Annotated in this window: 17 protein-coding genes; 7 read left to right on the top strand and 10 right to left on the bottom strand. The window is 64.8% G+C overall.

Features of this window, described 5'->3' with window-relative positions; translation table 11 throughout:
* Positions 1–37: 37 nt before the first annotated feature.
* The 7 genes from AC1DEK_RS13280 to AC1DEK_RS13250 form a co-directional block, all read right to left on the bottom strand.
* Positions 38–235 (bottom strand): hypothetical protein, encoded by a 198-nt coding sequence (locus AC1DEK_RS13280; protein ID WP_478125688.1) that lies wholly within the window; start codon positions 233–235, stop codon positions 38–40.
* 24 nt (positions 236–259) lie between these two features.
* Positions 260–508, bottom strand: coding sequence for a hypothetical protein (locus AC1DEK_RS13275; protein ID WP_478125687.1), 249 nt, complete (start codon positions 506–508; stop codon positions 260–262).
* 107 nt (positions 509–615) lie between these two features.
* Positions 616–933 (bottom strand): hypothetical protein, encoded by a 318-nt coding sequence (locus AC1DEK_RS13270; RefSeq protein WP_478125686.1) that lies wholly within the window; start codon positions 931–933, stop codon positions 616–618.
* Between the two features lie 87 nt (positions 934–1,020).
* Positions 1,021–3,063, bottom strand: a complete 2,043-nt coding sequence (locus AC1DEK_RS13265; protein ID WP_478125685.1) for an AsmA family protein — start codon at positions 3,061–3,063, stop codon at positions 1,021–1,023.
* 11 nt (positions 3,064–3,074) lie between these two features.
* Positions 3,075–3,674, bottom strand: a complete 600-nt coding sequence (locus AC1DEK_RS13260) for a DUF2939 domain-containing protein (RefSeq protein WP_478125684.1) — start codon at positions 3,672–3,674, stop codon at positions 3,075–3,077.
* A 45-nt stretch (positions 3,675–3,719) separates the two neighbouring features.
* Positions 3,720–4,406: a hypothetical protein gene (locus tag AC1DEK_RS13255; RefSeq protein WP_478125683.1), complete on the bottom strand. Its 687-nt coding sequence runs from the start codon at positions 4,404–4,406 to the stop codon at positions 3,720–3,722.
* Positions 4,407–4,428: 22 nt separating this feature from the next.
* Entirely contained in the window at positions 4,429–5,835 is a 1,407-nt protein-coding gene (locus AC1DEK_RS13250) for a selenium-binding protein SBP56-related protein (RefSeq protein WP_478125682.1), read from the bottom strand.
* A 204-nt stretch (positions 5,836–6,039) separates the two neighbouring features.
* Here AC1DEK_RS13250 and AC1DEK_RS13245 point away from each other — a divergent pair, with 204 nt between their 5' ends.
* Positions 6,040–7,524 (top strand): nucleobase:cation symporter-2 family protein, encoded by a 1,485-nt coding sequence (locus AC1DEK_RS13245; RefSeq protein ID WP_478125681.1) that lies wholly within the window; start codon positions 6,040–6,042, stop codon positions 7,522–7,524.
* Positions 7,525–7,667: 143 nt separating this feature from the next.
* Here the strand turns inward: AC1DEK_RS13245 and AC1DEK_RS13240 are convergent, their stop codons facing one another.
* Positions 7,668–8,534, bottom strand: a complete 867-nt coding sequence (locus AC1DEK_RS13240) for an aldo/keto reductase (protein WP_478125680.1) — start codon at positions 8,532–8,534, stop codon at positions 7,668–7,670.
* A gap of 65 nt (positions 8,535–8,599) precedes the next feature.
* On the opposite strand from AC1DEK_RS13240, the gene AC1DEK_RS13235 reads away from it, so the two are divergent.
* On the top strand, positions 8,600–9,256 hold the full coding sequence (locus AC1DEK_RS13235) for an alpha/beta hydrolase family protein (RefSeq protein ID WP_478125679.1): 657 nt from the start codon (positions 8,600–8,602) through the stop codon (positions 9,254–9,256).
* A 9-nt stretch (positions 9,257–9,265) separates the two neighbouring features.
* On the opposite strand, the gene AC1DEK_RS13230 is transcribed toward AC1DEK_RS13235, so the two are convergent.
* Entirely contained in the window at positions 9,266–10,555 is a 1,290-nt protein-coding gene (locus AC1DEK_RS13230) for a LysR family transcriptional regulator (protein ID WP_478125678.1), read from the bottom strand.
* 128 nt (positions 10,556–10,683) lie between these two features.
* Here AC1DEK_RS13230 and AC1DEK_RS13225 point away from each other — a divergent pair, with 128 nt between their 5' ends.
* The 5 genes from AC1DEK_RS13225 to AC1DEK_RS13205 all read left to right on the top strand — a co-directional run bounded on the left by AC1DEK_RS13225 (position 10,684) and on the right by AC1DEK_RS13205 (position 15,568).
* A complete protein-coding gene (locus tag AC1DEK_RS13225) occupies positions 10,684–11,712 on the top strand; it encodes an amidohydrolase family protein (RefSeq protein ID WP_478125849.1) in 1,029 nt (342 codons plus the stop codon).
* Between the two features lie 2 nt (positions 11,713–11,714).
* Positions 11,715–12,422: a 4-carboxy-4-hydroxy-2-oxoadipate aldolase/oxaloacetate decarboxylase gene (ligK, locus tag AC1DEK_RS13220; protein WP_478125677.1), complete on the top strand. Its 708-nt coding sequence runs from the start codon at positions 11,715–11,717 to the stop codon at positions 12,420–12,422.
* 13 nt (positions 12,423–12,435) lie between these two features.
* Positions 12,436–13,740 (top strand): gallate dioxygenase, encoded by a 1,305-nt coding sequence (locus tag AC1DEK_RS13215; RefSeq protein WP_478125676.1) that lies wholly within the window; start codon positions 12,436–12,438, stop codon positions 13,738–13,740.
* Between the two features lie 34 nt (positions 13,741–13,774).
* Positions 13,775–14,755 carry a Bug family tripartite tricarboxylate transporter substrate binding protein gene (locus tag AC1DEK_RS13210; RefSeq protein WP_478125675.1) on the top strand — a complete coding sequence of 327 codons (981 nt, stop codon included), beginning with the start codon at positions 13,775–13,777 and terminating at the stop codon, positions 14,753–14,755.
* Positions 14,756–14,854: 99 nt separating this feature from the next.
* Complete coding sequence (locus AC1DEK_RS13205) at positions 14,855–15,568, top strand: substrate-binding domain-containing protein (protein WP_478125674.1); 714 nt, start codon at positions 14,855–14,857, stop codon at positions 15,566–15,568.
* 13 nt (positions 15,569–15,581) lie between these two features.
* Here AC1DEK_RS13205 and AC1DEK_RS13200 read toward each other — a convergent pair whose 3' ends face one another.
* Positions 15,582–17,501, bottom strand: a complete 1,920-nt coding sequence (locus AC1DEK_RS13200; protein WP_478125673.1) for a PAS domain-containing hybrid sensor histidine kinase/response regulator — start codon at positions 17,499–17,501, stop codon at positions 15,582–15,584.
* Between the last annotated feature and the right edge of the window lie 47 nt (positions 17,502–17,548).

The following is a 17,548-nucleotide window of genomic DNA, read 5'->3' as shown; positions in this document are numbered from 1 at the left end:
TATGGCGAGCGGCTTGGTCGAAGGCCTGCGTCGCTGCTCAGGCAGCGCGTTGGCCGCTCGGCAGCAGATAGCCGTTGCGATAGATGCCGATCACGAGGCCGCTGACGGAGTCCGTCGGGCGGGCCGTGACGTATTTGCCGGCACCGGCCTGATACACGACGATCGTGCAGGCAGAGGTCTTGCTGAGAGTGCGCGCAACGCCGGTTGCCTGGGAAGCGGTCTGGTAGCTGTTCATCTTTTCACTCCTCGACAGTTCGAATCAGGCACGGGCGACGGACAGAAGGCTGTCGATCGCGAGAACCACTCCTTCCTGGGCGTCCTTGGTCGGCGTGCCTTCGGTCAGCAGCTTGCGGATGAGGCCGAGCGTGTTGAGCAACTCCGCTTCCATGTCGGTCAGCAGAGGGATCACCTCGAACTCCGGGTACTTGCCGCGCGCGCCCAAGGGCCTGCCTGGGCCCGACAAGTCGACGTTGTAGCCTTCACGAATCGCTTCGGTCTGGGTTTTCATGGCGTTGAAAGTAGGTTGAAGATGCCGGTGCCCCGTCTGCACCGCCGGGCAACGCATTCGGCCCTTGCGGGCAAGGCGCCGCAGGACGCGGCGAGGTTGCAGACAACTCAAGACAACCTCATCAGGTCTGACAGGCGCTTGCCCATTTCCTGAATCCGTTTCTGCTTTCCGGCGGCGCGGTTCATTGCCACCAGTTCGAGCGCCTGCGCCACGGATTCGGCGCCGGCGTCGCCTTCGCAGGTTCGGTCACGCCATTCGTCGGCGATGTCGATGAGCTGGCGGTTGCTGAGCGGCGCCGGCGGGGGGCAGGCATCCTGCGACGCGGTCAGCGCCCGCCTCCTGTCCGCAGGAGGCAGGGTCGAGCGCAACAGGCCGAGCAGACCAGCGGTGGTCCATTGCGGTTTGGAGGGGTGTTGCGAATGCATGTAATACATTGTGCCTAGTGATTCTCAAGGTAACAAGATATTTCCTTAACTTTCTTCTTACTTTTGCAAAAGCGTCACGGTAACCACTCAGCGCCCGATCAGTCCGAAGGGATGAGGCGCCTTGAACTTGCGCCCACCTCCCTCTTGCTGCGGCTTGGACTTGGTGCCCTGTCCGCCTGTTGACGACGGCAAGCCGCAATCCTTGGCAGTGCCCGCGTGACCGAAGAGCGCTGGCGCCAGCAGCGAGAGCCCGCCCGTCGCCGCCGCCACGCCGAACGTCGCCGCCTGGCGCACGGTGCCTTTCGGGTCGATGGCGAACTCCGGGTTTTCGAGCGGGCCCTTCAGCAACAGAAGCTGAACCAGGCTTCCCGGATTGAGATCCAGCCCCTTCTTCACCCTCGGCAAGAAAGCCAACTCGATGGTCTGCTTCGCCAGATTGATCTCGCCGCTGGCAGCGACGGCAATCTGCGGGGTTTCCATGACGATCGATCGGTCGATCGCCGCCACGCCGTTGCGCAGCGGGAGCCGTGCGACGAGGCACTGCACGACCAGGTCCTTGCTGGATGCCTGCTTGGGGAGCAGCGTATCGAGCAGGCGCGCGAGGATGTCCTGGTCCAGCGTTGCCGCGCGCCCGGTCAACCCGACATCTCGCACCGACAACTGCACGTCTCCATGGGACGTCCCCGCCAGACTCCTTGGCGTGCGACCCGTCATCCCCAGCTTGAGGTCGAGGTTCGCGCGCCCGCCCTTGAAATGCTTGCCGCCCCGTTGGGCATCCAGGTCCTCCACGGAGAGCGACCGCGCAGTCAGTTGCAAGTCGGTGCGCGGCGCCTCGCCCATTCGAAGCGTGAGCCCGACCCGTCCATGCACGGAGCCGCCGACGGCAGCAAAAGACAGAGGCTCGATCGTCAGCCGGCCCTGGTCTGATATCAAACGGGCCTGCAGTCCGGACACCCCGGGCATTCCGGGCACATTCAGGCGATCGACCTTGACCTGGATCTGCAGCGGGATCTCCGGCAAGGCATCGAAGGTGAACAGCGGCTTGTCGCCGAACAGCGGCGCCCGGGGCGTCTTTGCCGCTGCCGCAGGCTCGGCCCTGAGCCACTTCTTTAGATCGATCGCCGCGGACGACAACTCCGCGTCCACGCGCGGTCTGGGCGGACGGGTCTGCAGGGTGACGCGACCGTTCAGGGCCTGCCCTGCGATGGACAGCTTCAGTTCGTCGAAGCGCCACTCGTCCGGCGCACGCCGCAGCGTCGCTGTGGCTTCAACAGGCATCGGCAGCGCACTCGCCGCCGCCGAGATATGTCGCAATACCTTTGCATCGCTCACCTGAAGCTTCAGCGCGGCTTCCAGGCTCCCTGCACGCGGACCCGTTCCCAAGTTGCCTGCCGCAGAGACTGTCGCGCCATCGGTGCTCAAGGCAATATCGAACGGCCAGTCCTCGGCCCCGGCGAGCATGCGCGCCACACGGCCGACCTCGCCTTCCGCCTTCCACTCTTGCGGGCCCAGCTTGAAGACGCCCGAGAGTTGATCCCGATCGCCGTTGGCGCGCAATCCGATGGAGTCGATCGCTACTTCGACGTCGCGCGAAGCCCCCTTGCGCGCATCGCGGTATGTGACGTGGGCGCCTGACAGCAGGAAGCGGTCCATCTCCAATGACGGTGCAGCCTTTGCCCCATCGCGAGGATGCGGCGCGAATTGCCAGTTGTAGCGGCCGGCGCCGTCGCCTTCGAGCAGGATCTCGGCGTCTTCCACTTCAACGCTCAGGATGCGAATCCGCCGGTCGAGCAGATCCCGTAGCGAAATCTCGAAAGCCGCCTTGCGAAACCGCAGCATGTCGGGCTGCGAACCCCAGTCCGCATTGGCAAGCGCCACATCGTTCGCGCGCACGGCAATGGTCGGAAACAGATGAATCGACAGATCACCGTCGATGCGAAAAGCGCGCCCCGTCGCAGTGCTGATCTGCTCGGCGAGCATCGCCGAAATGCGCGCCGGCGGGTACGCCTGCCTGAGCGCGAAAGCCGCCGCGGCCAGCAACACGGCGACAACCGCAAGCAAGACGGCTGCGATGCGCCAGCCGCCGCGCAGACGGCTTCGGGACGGATTGGCCTGTGCAGCCGAAGACAACTGCCTTCCTCCTACTTTTGGGCGACCGCGATGGGCATCCTGATTTCAGTGAGCTTCCAGTCGACAAACCCACTGCGCTCGAACACAAGTCCGAGCCGTTCGGCATTCGGTTGGTCGGGCTTGCCGGGATCCACCGCATAGGCGGTCATCTTGTTCGCGCCTTCGCGGTCGATGATCCAGTTGGGCTTGCTTTCTGCTTTTTCCGGCGCGCCGCCTCCAGCCGGCGGAGCCGGGGCACTCTCTGGTGCCCGCGCAGGACCGGGTGCAGGTTGGGCCAGCTTGCCGTGGCTCATCGCCGCCATGACCGTCTCCGGCCGGACCATCGCATCCACCAGTTGATTGACGACACCAAGGCCGATGAGGCTCCCCAGTGCGGCAAACGGATTGTCCGAATCCTTCTGCGCACCCATCTTCCGGGCCAGCAGCGCAGAAAACTGGCCTTTGAGGCTCTCCCTGACTTTCGGGTAATCGACGTGCCGATTGAAGGTCTCCGCGTCACCTTTCTGCGCCGCGCTCTGGAGCTCGCGAACAGCCAGGAACGGCGACCAATACCAGTACGCCGCAAGCGCCAACAGGACGACAAGAACCGCAACGAGACTTTTGAGTTTCATGCGGGCCATTCTGCAACGCCCCCGTTCAACCCCTGACCCGCGCGATCAAGGATGGAGCAATGCCGTAGCCACGCCCGCAGCGCCAGACGCGACGAGCCCGAGCGACCACGCCACGTCCAGATCGAGCCAGCTGGCCCGCAGTGCCCGCAGCCCCAGATAGCGATAGACGATCCACGCGGCGCCCAGGCCCGCGCCGATCATCGCTGCAGTGTGAACCAGCGACACCATGACCGCCGTCCCCACGCTGGAGCGCATCAACGCCATCGCCGTCCCTTGATCGATCGGCGCGGACTGCACGTTGCCCGCGGCGGCAGGCGACTCGCAGAGCCCCAGCAGAATCGGCAACAGCATCAACGCAGCTCCATGCGCGGTGGCCATCAGGAAGGACCACAGCACCACCTGGGAGGGCCGAATACGCGCCAACCACCGATGGCGATGGCGCAAGACCAGCCGTGACAGCCCGAAGGCCATCACGAGCAGCCCGGCGCCAAGACGGATCTGCTGGCCCCACTGCAGCATCCACGTCAGCACTGCGAAAGGCACGAGCACAAGCGCCATCGCCAGCAGATGGCCCGTGCCCAACGGCAACCAGGTCGCAAAGACGGCCGTGTCGCGCTTTTCGCCCAGGCCGTTCGCCACTGCAAGCGGCCATCCCATCGCCGGGTTCAGCCCGTGGAAGATACCGAACGCCACCACGCCGAACCACAAGGACGCGGTGGCGGCGGAATTCACGGTAAACCTGAAACGGCCGACTTCACGCCGACGGATAGCAGAACGAATCCGTGGAGCAGTCGCCGCCCTGCAGCCGGACCTGGTGAGCGCCGTAGTCCGCGCCGAAGTCGACGACGAACTTCTTGTCGAGTTCGATGCCGCCGTTCGCACCGACGTGGCACATCACCTGTCGTCCGGGGATGCCGTGGGGATAGAACTGCTGGTCCCATCGGCTGTAGAGCGAGTTGGTGAAATACACGCGCTTGCCATCGCGGCTGATCTCGGTCATTTGTGGGCCGCCGCCGAAGCTCGACCCATTCGGATGCGGCGTGCAATTGGCAACGCCGCCAATGCGCACGCTGCCCGACAGGCGCGGGTTCATCGGATCGGTCACGTCGTACTGCCGCAGTTCGCCGGTACCCCAGCACGCGACATAGAGAAAGCGGTCGTCCATTGAAAGATCGATGTCCGTGATCAACGGTGGCACTGCGCCGAAGCCCTTCAGCAGGTCGGGCAAGAGCGCAGCATCCGCCGGCTCTGGAGGAACGACGGCGGTCTTCTTCGCGTGGAACTTGCCGCCTTCGCGCCACCACGTCCAGATCGACCCTTCGAGGTTGGTGGTGTCGACCACCACGCCAAGAAAACCATATTCGCGCGTTGGATCGTGCGCGGGCCGAATCTCCAGCGCCATCTGATGGTTCGCGCCGAGATCGATGCTCTGCACATGCCGGCGCGCGCGCAAATCCCAGAAGTGAAGCTGGTGCCCATAGCGATTGCCGAGCAAGTCTTCGGGCACGATGCCGTTCTCGAACTGCGGCGGCAGACCCCATTCGCTGGACACCATGTAGTCGCGCGGCAGATTCCACCAGAAGTCATAGTGCAGCTTCTGCGGCCCGCGCTCGATTTCCCACTTGCCGAGCACCTCGAAACTCTCGCAGTCCATCAGGAAGATGCCGGGCGGACCTTCGGTGCCGTCCGGTCCAGCCCCGCCGAGCGTGCTGATGTAGAGCCCCTCGGGGCCGCAATGCACCGTATGCGGGCGTGAATATCCCGTCTTGCGCATGACCTCTTCGGGTTCGATGACATGGCTGATGGTCGGCCGCGCCGGGTCGGGTTGCGTATCGACGACATAGATGCGCGACGATCGAATGCCCGGAATGACGAGATAGCGCCGCTTCAGGAAGGCATGGCCCGACATCGGCGCCAGCGCCGAACTGCAGGCATTCCAGCCGAAGTGATGAAACTCATCGCCGCGGTTCGGCATATCGAGCCGATGCAGCACCGTGCCGTACGTGGCGGAGCCCGGATCGACATCCACGACCGCCAGCGCATCAGGGCGCGAAGCATCGGTCGACAGCAAGGCGGTGTAGGCAATGCGCTCCGGTTCGGCCTCCATCGCCAGGCGCGGCGACGGATAGAAGGTCGGATCGGTACGAAGTGATTCGAGCATGGCGGGCTCCTGCAGAGCAGCGGTCGTGCAAGATACCTCCGCGCGCGGCACCGGAAAAGACCGTGTGTCGGAACCCGGGTTTTCCGCCATATGGATGGGCGGTCAGACTGTATACAGTTTCGCGTACATACCCGTGAACCGCAGTCGCGGCACGATTCCTGAAACTGTCCTATCTTCATCCCCCGCGCCCCAGGAGACCCTGCAATGACGGCTGTCGCCACTTCCATCCACCCCGTCGATCAGCGCCTGCCAGCGGGCAAACTCACCGCCCTGGGCCTGCAACATGTGCTCGTGATGTATGCCGGCGCCGTCGCGGTCCCGCTCATCGTGGGACGTGCGCTCAAGCTCAGTCCGCAAGAGGTCGCGTTGCTGATTTCGGCCGACCTCTTCTGCTGCGGCGTTGCGACGCTCATCCAGTCGCTGGGTGCCACGCAATGGTTCGGCATCAAGCTGCCCGTGATGATGGGCGTGACCTTCGCGTCGGTCGCGCCGATGGTCTCCATGGCCAACACGAACCCCGGACAGGCCGGCGCGCAACTGCTCTTCGGCTCCATCATCGGCGCCGGCATCGTTTCGATACTGATCGCGCCGCTGGTCTCGCGCATGCTGCGCTTCTTTCCGCCTGTGGTGACCGGCACCATCATTGCCGTCATCGGCATCAGCCTGATGCGCGTGGGCATCAACTGGATCTTCGGCAACCCTGTGGGCCCGACGGCGCCGGCGCTGGTCGATCCGGTCTATGCGAAGTGGCTGGCCGACGTGACATCGCCTGGCTCCGCCGTGCCGCCCCTGCCCAAGGGCCTCTCCATCGTGCCTTCGATGCCCAACCCGAGATATGCCGATCTCGGCGGCCTCGGTATCGCAGCACTGGTGCTGGTGTCGATCCTCTTGATCGTGAAGTACGCCACCGGCTTCATTGCCAATATCTCGGTGCTGCTCGGCATCACGATCGGCGCGGTTGTCGCGGCTTTGTTCGGCTTCATGACTTTCGAGAAAGTGGGCCAAGCGGCTTGGTTCGACATCGTGCTGCCCTTTCACTTCGGCATGCCGCAGTTCGATCCGATCCTGATCCTCACCATGTCGCTGATCATGGTGGTGGTGATGATTGAATCGACCGGCATGTTCCTGGCGCTCGGCGAGATGACCGACCGCAAGATCACGCAGCAGGACCTGGCGCGCGGTTTGCGCACGGACGGCCTCGGCACACTCATTGGCGGCATCTTCAACACCTTCCCGTACACCAGCTTTTCGCAGAACGTGGGTCTCGTGGCCGTCACCGGCATCAAGAGCCGCTTCGTCTGCGTGGCCGGCGGGGTGATCTTGATCGTGCTCGGCTTGCTGCCGAAGATGGCTGCGCTGGTCGAGTCCTTGCCGACGGTCGTGCTCGGCGGAGCCGGGCTGGTGATGTTCGGGATGGTGGCCGCCACGGGCATCCGCATCCTTGCCGGAGTGGACTTCAAGACCAACCGCCACAACGCGATGATCGTCGCGGTGTCGATCGGCATCGGCATGATTCCGCTGATTGCGCCCAACTTCAAGCAGTGGATGCCGCATGCGATTCACTCGCTGGTGGAGTCGGGCATTCTGCTGGCGTCCGTGAGCGCGGTGCTCTTGAACCTGTTCCTCAATGGTGCGAAGCACGACGAATCGGCAATCATCGCGGCGGCCAAGCAAGCCGAAGCAGGCTAGCTAAGCTCGCCCCCAGTCTTCGCGCACTTCGTGTCGCTTCGCCTACCCCCTACCGGGGGCAACACCGGCGGCCCGGCAAAGCCGGTTCCGCGGTGTTTCGCGAAGGGGCCTGGCTGCGCCGGCCTTGCTGCGCTGGCCTTTGTTTAGATCATTGCCAGGGGTTTCTTGCGTTGGGGGGGTGGGTGTAGGTGGTCGATTTCTGTGAGGACTTCGGGGGGCAGTTTCAGGGCTGCGGCTGCGAGGTTTTCGCGCTGGTGGGACTCGCTGACTGCTTTGGGGATGACGGCCACGCCTTGGCGGGAGAGCAGCCAGGCCAGTGCGAGTTGGGCGGGGGTGGCGTTGAGGCCCTGCGCGAGTTGGGCCAGGGCGGTGTCGGTGGCCAGGGCACCTTGATCGATGGGGCTGTAGGCCATCAATGGGATGCCGCGGTCGCGCAGCCAGGGGAGCAGGTTGAATTCGGGGCCGCGTTCGGCGACTGAGAAATAGACCTGGTTGGTTGCGCAGTCGAGGTCACCGCCGGAGATCGTGGCGAGCTCTTCCATGTCGTCGGTGTCGAAGTTGCTGACACCCCAGTGGCGGATGCGGCCCTGGTCGACGAGCGCGCGCATGGCGTCGCGGGTGTGTGCGAGCGGATGCTCGCCGCGCCAGTGGAGCAGGTAGAGGTCGATGTGGTCCAGGCCGAGCCGCTGCAGGCTTCGGGCGCATGCTGCCGGTGTGCCCTTTCGGCTGGCGTTGTGGGGATAAACCTTGCTGACGATGAACAGGTCTTCGCGCTTGACGTCGCCAGCGCGCAGGGCCTCTGCCACAGCCTGGCCGACGACTTCTTCGGCGCCGCCTTCGCCATACATTTCCGCAGTGTCGATGAGTCGGCAGCCCATGTCGATGGCTGTGCGGACAGCGGCTACTTCGGCGGTGCGCCTTGCGGCGGATTCGCCCATGTTCCAGGTGCCGAGGCCGAGAACGGGCATCGTGGATGCGCCCTTGGCGCCCTTGAGGTTGAGAGATCGCATGGGGTGGTGCTCCTTGGGTGCATTTTGTGCCGTCGCCGGCCGGCTCGCAGTACATTGGCGGCGAAATGCAGAAGCTCACCATCCGGATCAACGACGACACGAGCGTCTCGGGCATCGTGCAGGCGCCGAGCGACCCCCGCTCTTGTTACGTCTTCGCGCATGGCGCGGGCGCTGGGATGACTCATCCGTTCATGGCCGCCATTGCCGATGGCCTGGAGCAACGCAACATCGCCACGTTGCGTTATCAGTTTCCGTACATGGAACTGGGCAAGAAGCGCACCGACACGCCGCCGACCGCGCATGCGGCGGTTCGGGCGGCTGTCGCGCATGCGGCGCAACTGTTCGGGCCGCTGCGGCTCTTCGCGGGTGGCAAATCGTTCGGCGCGCGGATGACCTCGCAAGCTCAGGCGATCCAGCCTCTGCCGCAGGTCGAAGGGTTAATCTTCGTAGGCTTTCCGCTGCATCCGGCCGGTGAACCTTCCAGTTCGCGGGCGGATCATCTGTCCAAGGTTCAGGTGCCGATGCTCTTCATCCAAGGCACGAACGACAAGCTGGCGGACCTTGATCTGCTAAGTCCAGTGGTGACCTCGCTGGGCTCGCGCGCCACGTTGATGACCGTCGACCAGGCCGACCACTCGTTCCATGTGCTCAAGCGTTCAGGTCGCGACGATGCGGCGGTGCTCGTCGAGATCCTCGACGGAATCGCTCGATGGGTTGGATAGCGACGGCTTTCAAGCACCCGCGCGGAAATCGGGCGACTTTGCCACCATGACGCGGATTTCTTCCATCAACGCCCGCGCGCCGGGCGACGGGAAAGCGCCCATTCGCTGAGTCAGCCCGATTTCGCGCCTCGTCCGGTTTAAAGGGAAGTCGAGCACCACGAGGCTTGCGTCGCGTATTTCGTAGCGCAACTGGTGGGCGGAAATCGCGGTCAGCATGTCGCTCTCGAGCAGCAGGCCGCGCAGCACGGCGAGGTCGCCTGTTTCCACGGCGGGCACCGGGGGAGCCTGTTGCGCCTCCGAGAAGAAGCGCTCCAGCAGTTCGCGCGACGGCGACCCAGGCCGCGACAGCACCCAGCTCGCCTGGCGAAGATCGTCGAAGTCGATGCGCTTCGCGCGCTGGAGCGGATGCCCTGCACGCGCGATCACCGAAATGCGGTCCTCGAAGAGCGCCTCCTGTTGCAGATCCTTTGCCTCTTCGGCACTGCGCAGCGCGCCGAGGATGAAGTCGATGTCACCACTGCGAAGCGATGCCGCCAACACGTCATAGGGGCTTTCGACTGTCGCCACGTGCAGTTTCGGATAGCGGGCGAGCAATGATGCGATCGAGAACGGCAGGACCTGGGTACGCCCGAGGGGCAGCGCGCCGACGACCACGTTGCCTTGCAGCGTCCCTTCGCTGGCCGCGATGTCGGGGCCGATGTGCCGCAATTCCGCCAGCACCCGCTTGAAATGGAAAGCAACGATCTCGCCCGGCGGCGTCGGCGACAACCCGCGCGCCGAGCGGTCGAACAAGGCAACGCCGAGCCCCTCTTCGAGATCCTTCAAGGCGCCGCTGACAGCCGGTTGCGTGATTCCAAACTGGCGAGCCACCGCGGGCATGTTGCGCTTTTCCGCAAGGCTCGCGACCACCGCGAGCCGTCGGCCGTTCAGGAGCGACGTGAACAGCGAGCGAACGTCGGCAGACGGCGGAATGCCGCCACGCGCAGCCAGTTGGGCGCGCGCGTCCTCGAATTCGCGCTCGATGCGGCGGGCCCGCGCCAGCACCAGTTCACCATATGAGTTGAGCGCCATGCCGCGCGCGCGGCGATCGAACAGCGGCCTGCCGAGTCCTGCCTCCAGTTCGAGGATCGACCGCGTGACCCCTGACGGCACCCGGTACAGCCCCTCGGCCGCGCCGGCGATGCTGCCGGCCGCGGCCACGGCAGAGAACGCGCGCAGGTGCCGAAGGTTGATGCCGAGCGCCCCGGCATGGGTGCTGTCGATAACTTTATGTTGCGGGTTCGGAGGCGCAGGATTCACTGGGGTGAATTTACTCCTGCTCGGCAGCATCTCCGATCCCCGCAGAAACCCTGTCCGATAAGAAACTCTGAGGGCACTTCAACCCGAACTCACGCATTGGATCAAGGCCCAGCGCCATACTCTTGAACATGATCATCGACTGCCACGGCCACTACACCACCGCGCCCAAGGCGCTCGAGAGCTGGCGCAACCAGCAGATCGCAGGCATTGCCGATCCATCGCTGAAGCCCCGCCCGTCCGATCTCAAGATCAGCGACGACGAGCTTCGCGAGTCAATCGAGAACAACCAGTTGCGCCTCATGAAAGAGCGCGGCAGCGACCTGACCATCTTTTCGCCGCGTGCGAGCTTCATGGCGCATCACATCGGCGACTTCGAGGTGTCGTCCACGTGGGCCGCCATCTGCAACGAGCTCTGCTTTCGGGTGAGCGAACTGTTTCCCGATCACTTCATCGGCGCGGCGATGCTGCCGCAGTCGCCGGGCGTCGATCCGAAAACCTGCATCGCTGAGTTGGAGAAATGCGTCACGCAGTACGGCTTCGTGGGCGTCAACCTGAACCCCGATCCATCGGGCGGGCACTGGACTTCTCCCCCGCTTTCCGACCGCCACTGGTATCCGATCTACGAAAAGATGGTGGAGCACGACATCCCCGCTATGGTGCATGTCAGCACGAGCTGCAATGCGTGCTTTCACACCACGGGCGCGCACTACCTGAACGCCGATACAACGGCGTTCATGCAATGCCTCACGTCCGATCTGTTCAAGGACTTTCCGGACCTGCGCTTCGTGATTCCGCACGGCGGCGGCGCAGTGCCCTATCACTGGGGCCGGTTCCGCGGCCTGGCCCAAGAGATGAAGAAGCCACTGCTGAAGGACCACCTGCTGAACAACATCTTCTTCGACACCTGCGTCTATCACCAGCCGGGCATCGACCTGCTCACGAAGGTGATCCCCGCCGACAACATCCTCTTCGCCAGCGAAATGATCGGCGCAGTGCGCGGCATCGATCCGGAAACAGGCCACTACTTCGACGACACGCGCCGCTACATCGACGCCGCACAGACGCTCGACGACGCCACGCGGCACAAGATCTACGAAGGCAACGCACGCAGGGTGTATCCACGCCTGGACCGGGCGCTCAAGAGCAAGGGGCTTTGACCATGACCGCGAATGCCGTGAATCACTTCCAGGCGCTGGGCACCGTCCATCGAAACATCCAGCGCGCCGACCCGGCGGCTGTGGAGCAACTGTCGCGCTTAGGGGTGTCGACAGTGCACGAGGCCATGGGGCGGCTCGGACTCATGCAGCCGCGCATCCGGCCGATCTATCCGCAGGCGCGCTGCTGCGGCACAGCTGTCACCGTGCTGCTGCAGCCGGGCGACAACTGGATGATGCACGTGGCCGCCGAGCAGATCCAACCGGGCGACGTGGTCGTGGCGGCGTGCACGGCGGACAGCACCGACGGCTTCTTCGGCGACCTGCTCGCGACCTCCTTCAAGGCGCGCGGCTGCCGGGGCCTGATCATCGATGGCGGGGTGCGTGACGTGCGCGACCTGACCGAGATGAACTTCCCGGTATTCAGCCGCGCGATCCATGCCAAGGGGTGCATCAAATCCACGCTCGGTTCGGTCAACGTGCCGGTGGTGTGCGCAGGCGCGTTGGTCCATCCCGGCGATGTGATCGTCGCAGACATCGATGGCGTGGTCGTCGTGCCGGCGGCGATGGCGCAGCAGGTGGCCGACGCGGCCCAGGCGCGCGAAGCCAACGAAACCAGCAAGCGCGCACGCTTTGCCGCAGGCGAACTCGGCCTGGACATGTACGCCATGCGCGAACCGCTCGCCAAGGCCGGCCTGCGCTACATCGACTGATCGGAGACAAACCATGGCTCGCATCATTGGCGCCGTCGCGTGCTCGCACACGCCCACCATCGGCTTTGCCTTCGACAAGAACAAGCAACAGGACCCCGTCTGGGCGCCCATCTTCGAGGCGTTCGCACCCGTGCAGCAATGGCTCACCGAGCAGAAGCCGGATGTGCTGTTCTTCATCTACAACGACCACGTCAGCTCCTTCTTCTTCGACCACTACTCCGCCTTTGCGCTGGGCGTGGGCGAACGGCACGAGGTGGCGGACGAAGGCGGCGGCCCGCGCGACTTGCCCGCACTCGCAGGTCATCCGGCGCTGGCGCGGCACATCGGCAACTCGCTGGTGGCGGACGAATTCGACATGTCCTTCTTCCAGGACCGGCCGCTCGACCATGGCGTTTTCTCGCCCATGTCGCTCCTGTGCCCTCACAAGCCTTCATGGCCGACTCCCGTGGTGCCGTTGCAGGTCGGCGTGCTGCAGTCGCCGGTGCCTTCGGCTCGCCGCTGCTATCGGCTGGGCCAGGCCCTCCGGCGCGCGATCGAAAGCTACCCCGAAGACCTGAAGGTGGCCATCGTCGCAACGGGCGGCCTGTCGCATCAGGTTCACGGCGAGCGCGCCGGCTTCAACAACACAGCGTGGGACGCGCAGTTCCTCGACCTCATCGAAAACGACCCGGTACGGCTCACCGAGATGACGCAGGCCGAACTCGCTACGCTGGGTGGGCTCGAAGGCGCAGAAGTGATCATGTGGCTGGTGATGCGGGGCGCCATGTCGTCCAACATTCGCAAGACGCACCAGAGCTACTACCTGCCTTCGATGACCGGCATTGCCACGGCCATCTATGAAAACCTTGCAAGTCCGCCGATCGCGGGCGAAGTCGAACGGCATCGGCGGCACATGGAGACGCAACTGGCAGGCGTCGAGGCACTGGAGGGCACCTATCCGTTCTCGCTGGAGAGCAGCGTGCGGGCTTATCGGCTCAACAAGTTCCTGCAGGCGATGACGCGCCCGGGCCATCGCGCGCGCTTCGTGGCGGACGAGGAAGCGGCCTTCGAAGCCGCTGCACTGACCGAACAAGAACGCGACCTCGTGCGCCGCCGCGACTGGCGTGGGCTCATCCACTACGGCGTCATCTTCTTCATGCTCGAAAAGCTCGGCGCCGTCATCGGCGTGTCGAACCTGCACATCTACGCCGCAATGCGCGGCCAGTCGCTGGAGGATTTCCAGCAGACGCGCAACGCGCCCGGTGCGCTGTATTCCGTGGCCGGCAAGGAAGCCGCACCGCAAGCCTGGGACAAGGCCGCTGCGGCCGACCCGCGCTGACCACGGCTCGAATCTCGAAACCTGGACCCCTCTCATGAAATTCTTCGGCCGACGCCACTTCCTTGCCCTCGCGGGATCGCTCGCCTTCTGCATCTCTTTCGGCGCGGCCGCCGCGGATGCATTCCCTTCGAAACAGATCAAGATCCTCGTCGGCTACAGCGCAGGCGGCGCGGTGGACGCGATCGCGCGTTCGGTCGGCCAACGGATGGCGGCCACGCTCGGCCAACCCGTCATCGTCGAGAACAAGCCGGGCGCCGGCACCAACATCGCGGTGAAGGCGCTCATCGCGAGCCCGCCCGACGGCTACACGCTGCTGCTGGCCGCCAACGCACTGGCAGTGAATCCGTCGCTCTTCCAGCCCGCGCCTTACGACCTCCAGCACGACCTGACGCCAGTGGCGATGGTCGGGCGCGTGCCGGTGGTGCTTGCCGTGCGCGAGGCCTCGGAGATCAAGACGCTGCAGCAACTCGTGGCCACCGCCAAGGCCAAGCCCGGAAGCATCACCGTCGCGACGCCCGGCAACGGATCGACGCCACACCTGGCGATCGAACTGTTCCAGCACACCGCCGGCCTCTCGATGCGCCACGTGCCCTACAAAGGCGGTGCGCAGGCGCTCACGGACACGCTCGGCGGGCACGTCGAAGTGGTCGCGGTGAATGCGCTGGAGGTCTTGCCGCTCGCCAAGGCTGGCACCTTGCGTGTGCTCGCGGTGATGAGCCCGGAGCGCTCATCGGTGCTGCCCGGCGTGCCGACGGTGGCCGAATCGGGCTACCCCGGCTTCGAGGCCAGCGTCTGGTACGGCTTTGTCGCCCCGGCGGACTTGCCCAAGCCGATCCTCGCCAAGCTTCATGAGACGGTGCAGAAGGCGCTCCAGTCGCCGGAAGTGCGTGCCCAGCTCGCTGCGGCCGGTGGCACAACGCTGTCGGGTTCGCCGGAAGACTTCGACAAGCTGCTCAAGAGCGACGCCGCCCGCTACGGCAAGCTCATCCGCGAAGCAAACATCAAGCTCGATTGAACGAACGCGCGCGGGCCTTTCATGAATCCGGGAATCACACGCCGACAAGCCTGCCTCTGGGCACTCGGCGGTGCGGCGATGCTCACTATGCACGGCGCCATGGCCCAGTCCGACTCCACCACCATGAAACATCCGATCAAGGGAATCTGCTCGATGGCCACGCGCGGCCTGCTGGACGAGCTCGCGGCGATGTATTCGACGCGCACCGGCATGCCCGTTTCGTTCGAGGCGGTCGGTGGTGTCGACGCCGCGCGACGCGTCCGCGCCGGTGAAAGCTTCGACGTCGTAGCGCTCGCTTCGGATGCCATTGCCAAGCTGGGCGACGAAGGCAAGATCGATCCGGCCACCAAGGTCGACCTCGTGCGCTCAGGCGTGGGTGTGGCGGTGCGTGCGGGCGCCACCCGGCCGGACATCGCCAGCGAGGCGGCCCTGCGCCGCGCAGTGGAAGGGGCGGCCACGGTCGGCTACTCGACTGGCCCGAGCGGTGTCGCACTCGTCGCGATGTTCGAACGCTGGGGCATCGCCGATGCGCTGCAAGGGCGATTGGTGCAGGCGCCGCCGGGTGTGGCGGTCGGGTCGCTCGTGGCACGCGGAGAGGCTGCACTGGGCTTTCAGCAGATGAGCGAACTCATCGGCGTGCAAGGCATCGACCTGCTAGGCCCGCTGCCGCCCGAAGTTCAGATCAACACGATCTTCTCCGCCGCGTTGAGCATCGGCGCGGCGCAGCCCGATGCGGCGCGAGCACTGCTCGAGTTCCTGGTGTCGCCTGACAGCGCCGAAGCAAAGCGCCGTCGCGGCATGGATCCGGCCTGACGCTCCGCAGCATTCAGGGCGGTGCAACCCGCTGGAGCAATGCAGTGAGCTTGTCGATGTCGACAGGCTTGGTGAGGTGAGCGATGAAGCCCGCGTCGTAGCTCGCCTCGCGGTCCCGCTCCTGCCCGTAGCCGGTCACCGCGATCAACGCCGGCTGCTTGAGGATCTCGGTCTTGACCCGCCTTGCGACTTCGATGCCGCTGAGCCCCGGCAGGCCGATGTCCAGCAACACGACGTCCGGCGAGTGCGTCTTGATTGACTCGAGCGCCTGGTTGCCGTCGTGTGCCAGGCTCGCGTCATAGCCGATGGCTTCGAGCAGCATGTGCATCGTCTCGGCGGCGTCGCGGTTGTCGTCGACGACCAATATCCGCGATCTTCGCTTTCCGGAATCATCCTCATCATCGGCAATGTGCGGCGCAGCGACGCTTGGAAACTGCACGACGAATTCGGCCCCCTCGCCCGGCTTGCCGCTGCTGAAGGCGCTGACGACCCCGCCCTGAAGCGTCACCAGTTGCTGCACGAGGCTGAGTCCCAGCCCGAGGCCGCCCTTGGTGCGGGCCAGGTCATCTTCCCCTTGCACGAACAGGTCGAAGATCTGCTTCTGGTCCTTCTCGAGGATGCCGGGGCCGTCGTCGCGCACCGAGATTTCCACCGAGTTCCCGAGGTCGGCGAGGCGCAATTCGACGCGCCCATCCGGCGGCGTGAACTTCGCCGCGTTGGTGAGCAGGTTGGAAACGATCTGGACGATGCGGGCGTGGTCGCCAATCACCCACGGGTCGGAATCGCCCATGTCCACCTTGAATGCCTGCGACTTCGCCTCGCACAGCGGCCGCGCGGCTTCGGCAGCCTGGTCGAGGGCATCGCGCAGCCGCACCGGCTTCGCCTCCAGGTGGATCTTGCCGCTGGTGATTCGGCTGACGTCCAGCAGGTCATCCACGAGCCGCGTCAACTGCTTGAGCTGGCGCGAAACGATATCCTGCGTTTTCTCCACCAGCCTGGACTCCGTCTTCTCCCTCGCCAGGAGCGCCATCGCATTGGAAATAGGCGCGAGCGGGTTGCGAAGCTCATGGCCCAGCATCGCCAGGAAGTTCGTGACACGCTTTCCCTCGTCTTCGAGCGTGATGATCCTTCGCCGTTCGGTGAGGTCTCGCGTGACCTTCGCGAAGCCGATGTGCCGCCCCGAAGGATCATGCAGCGCCGTGATGACGACGCTCGCCCAGAAGCGGGAGCCGTCCTTGCGAATTCGCCAACCTTCGTCTTCGAGGCGGCCGTCGCGCATCGCGATCTTGAGTTCCTGGGCCGGCCATCCTCGGGCAACCACCTCTTCCGGATAGAAGATCGAGAAGTGCTTGCCAATGATCTCGGTCGCGGCGTAGCCCTTGTTGACCTGCGCGCCGAGATTCCAGCTGATGACCCGGCCTTCCGGGTCCAGCATGAAGATCGCGTAGTCCTTCACGCCCTCCACCAGCAGCCGGAAGCGTTCCTCGCTCGATCGCAGCAAGTCCTCTTGCCGGCGGTGCTCCGTGAGGTCACGGGCGACGTGGGAAAAGCCGCGGAGCTCGCCCTCGTCGTCGACCACCTTCGTGATGACGAAGCTGGAAAGAAAGCGGCTGCCGTCGTTGCGGGTTCGCCAGCCTTCGTCTTCGAAGCGGCCGTGTTCGAGAGCCACCGCCAATTCGACCTGCGGCCGGTTTCGCACAACCAGATCGGCCGGATAGAAAAAACCGAAATGCCGCCCGATGACCTCGTCCCGCTCATACCCGTGCAACAGCCGCGCCCCTTCGTTCCAGGAGAGGACGTGGCCTTCCGCATCGAGCATGAAAAATGCGAAATCCGCCAGCGCATCAACCATCAGGCGATAGTCGCGGTCGCTGACCGTTTGCAAGTCGGATGAGTTCGTGGGAGCCGAGGCGCGTTCGATAGGCTGTTTCATAAAACAAGAGGGGACTCAAGAAACACTACCGGGTCTTGCACCAAGGC

The organism is Variovorax sp. 10N420, assembly GCF_056394705.1.
This window is presented reverse-complemented; position numbering and strand designations above follow the sequence as displayed.

Excerpts from the sequence above, each read along its gene's own strand:
- AC1DEK_RS13280 (WP_478125688.1), bottom strand. The coding sequence starts at position 235 with ATGAACAGCTACCAGACCGCTTCCCAGGCAACCGGCGTTGCGCGCACT.
- AC1DEK_RS13275 (WP_478125687.1), bottom strand. The coding sequence starts at position 508 with ATGAAAACCCAGACCGAAGCGATTCGTGAAGGCTACAACGTCGACTTG.
- AC1DEK_RS13270 (WP_478125686.1), bottom strand. The coding sequence starts at position 933 with ATGCATTCGCAACACCCCTCCAAACCGCAATGGACCACCGCTGGTCTG.
- AC1DEK_RS13260 (WP_478125684.1), bottom strand. The coding sequence starts at position 3,674 with ATGAAACTCAAAAGTCTCGTTGCGGTTCTTGTCGTCCTGTTGGCGCTT.
- AC1DEK_RS13250 (WP_478125682.1), bottom strand. The coding sequence starts at position 5,835 with ATGCTCGAATCACTTCGTACCGATCCGACCTTCTATCCGTCGCCGCGC.
- AC1DEK_RS13245 (WP_478125681.1), top strand. The coding sequence starts at position 6,040 with ATGACGGCTGTCGCCACTTCCATCCACCCCGTCGATCAGCGCCTGCCA.
- AC1DEK_RS13240 (WP_478125680.1), bottom strand. The coding sequence starts at position 8,534 with ATGCGATCTCTCAACCTCAAGGGCGCCAAGGGCGCATCCACGATGCCC.
- AC1DEK_RS13235 (WP_478125679.1), top strand. The coding sequence starts at position 8,600 with ATGCAGAAGCTCACCATCCGGATCAACGACGACACGAGCGTCTCGGGC.
- AC1DEK_RS13225 (WP_478125849.1), top strand. The coding sequence starts at position 10,684 with ATGATCATCGACTGCCACGGCCACTACACCACCGCGCCCAAGGCGCTC.
- ligK (WP_478125677.1), top strand. The coding sequence starts at position 11,715 with ATGACCGCGAATGCCGTGAATCACTTCCAGGCGCTGGGCACCGTCCAT.
- AC1DEK_RS13215 (WP_478125676.1), top strand. The coding sequence starts at position 12,436 with ATGGCTCGCATCATTGGCGCCGTCGCGTGCTCGCACACGCCCACCATC.
- AC1DEK_RS13210 (WP_478125675.1), top strand. The coding sequence starts at position 13,775 with ATGAAATTCTTCGGCCGACGCCACTTCCTTGCCCTCGCGGGATCGCTC.
- AC1DEK_RS13205 (WP_478125674.1), top strand. The coding sequence starts at position 14,855 with ATGGCCCAGTCCGACTCCACCACCATGAAACATCCGATCAAGGGAATC.
- AC1DEK_RS13200 (WP_478125673.1), bottom strand. The coding sequence starts at position 17,501 with ATGAAACAGCCTATCGAACGCGCCTCGGCTCCCACGAACTCATCCGAC.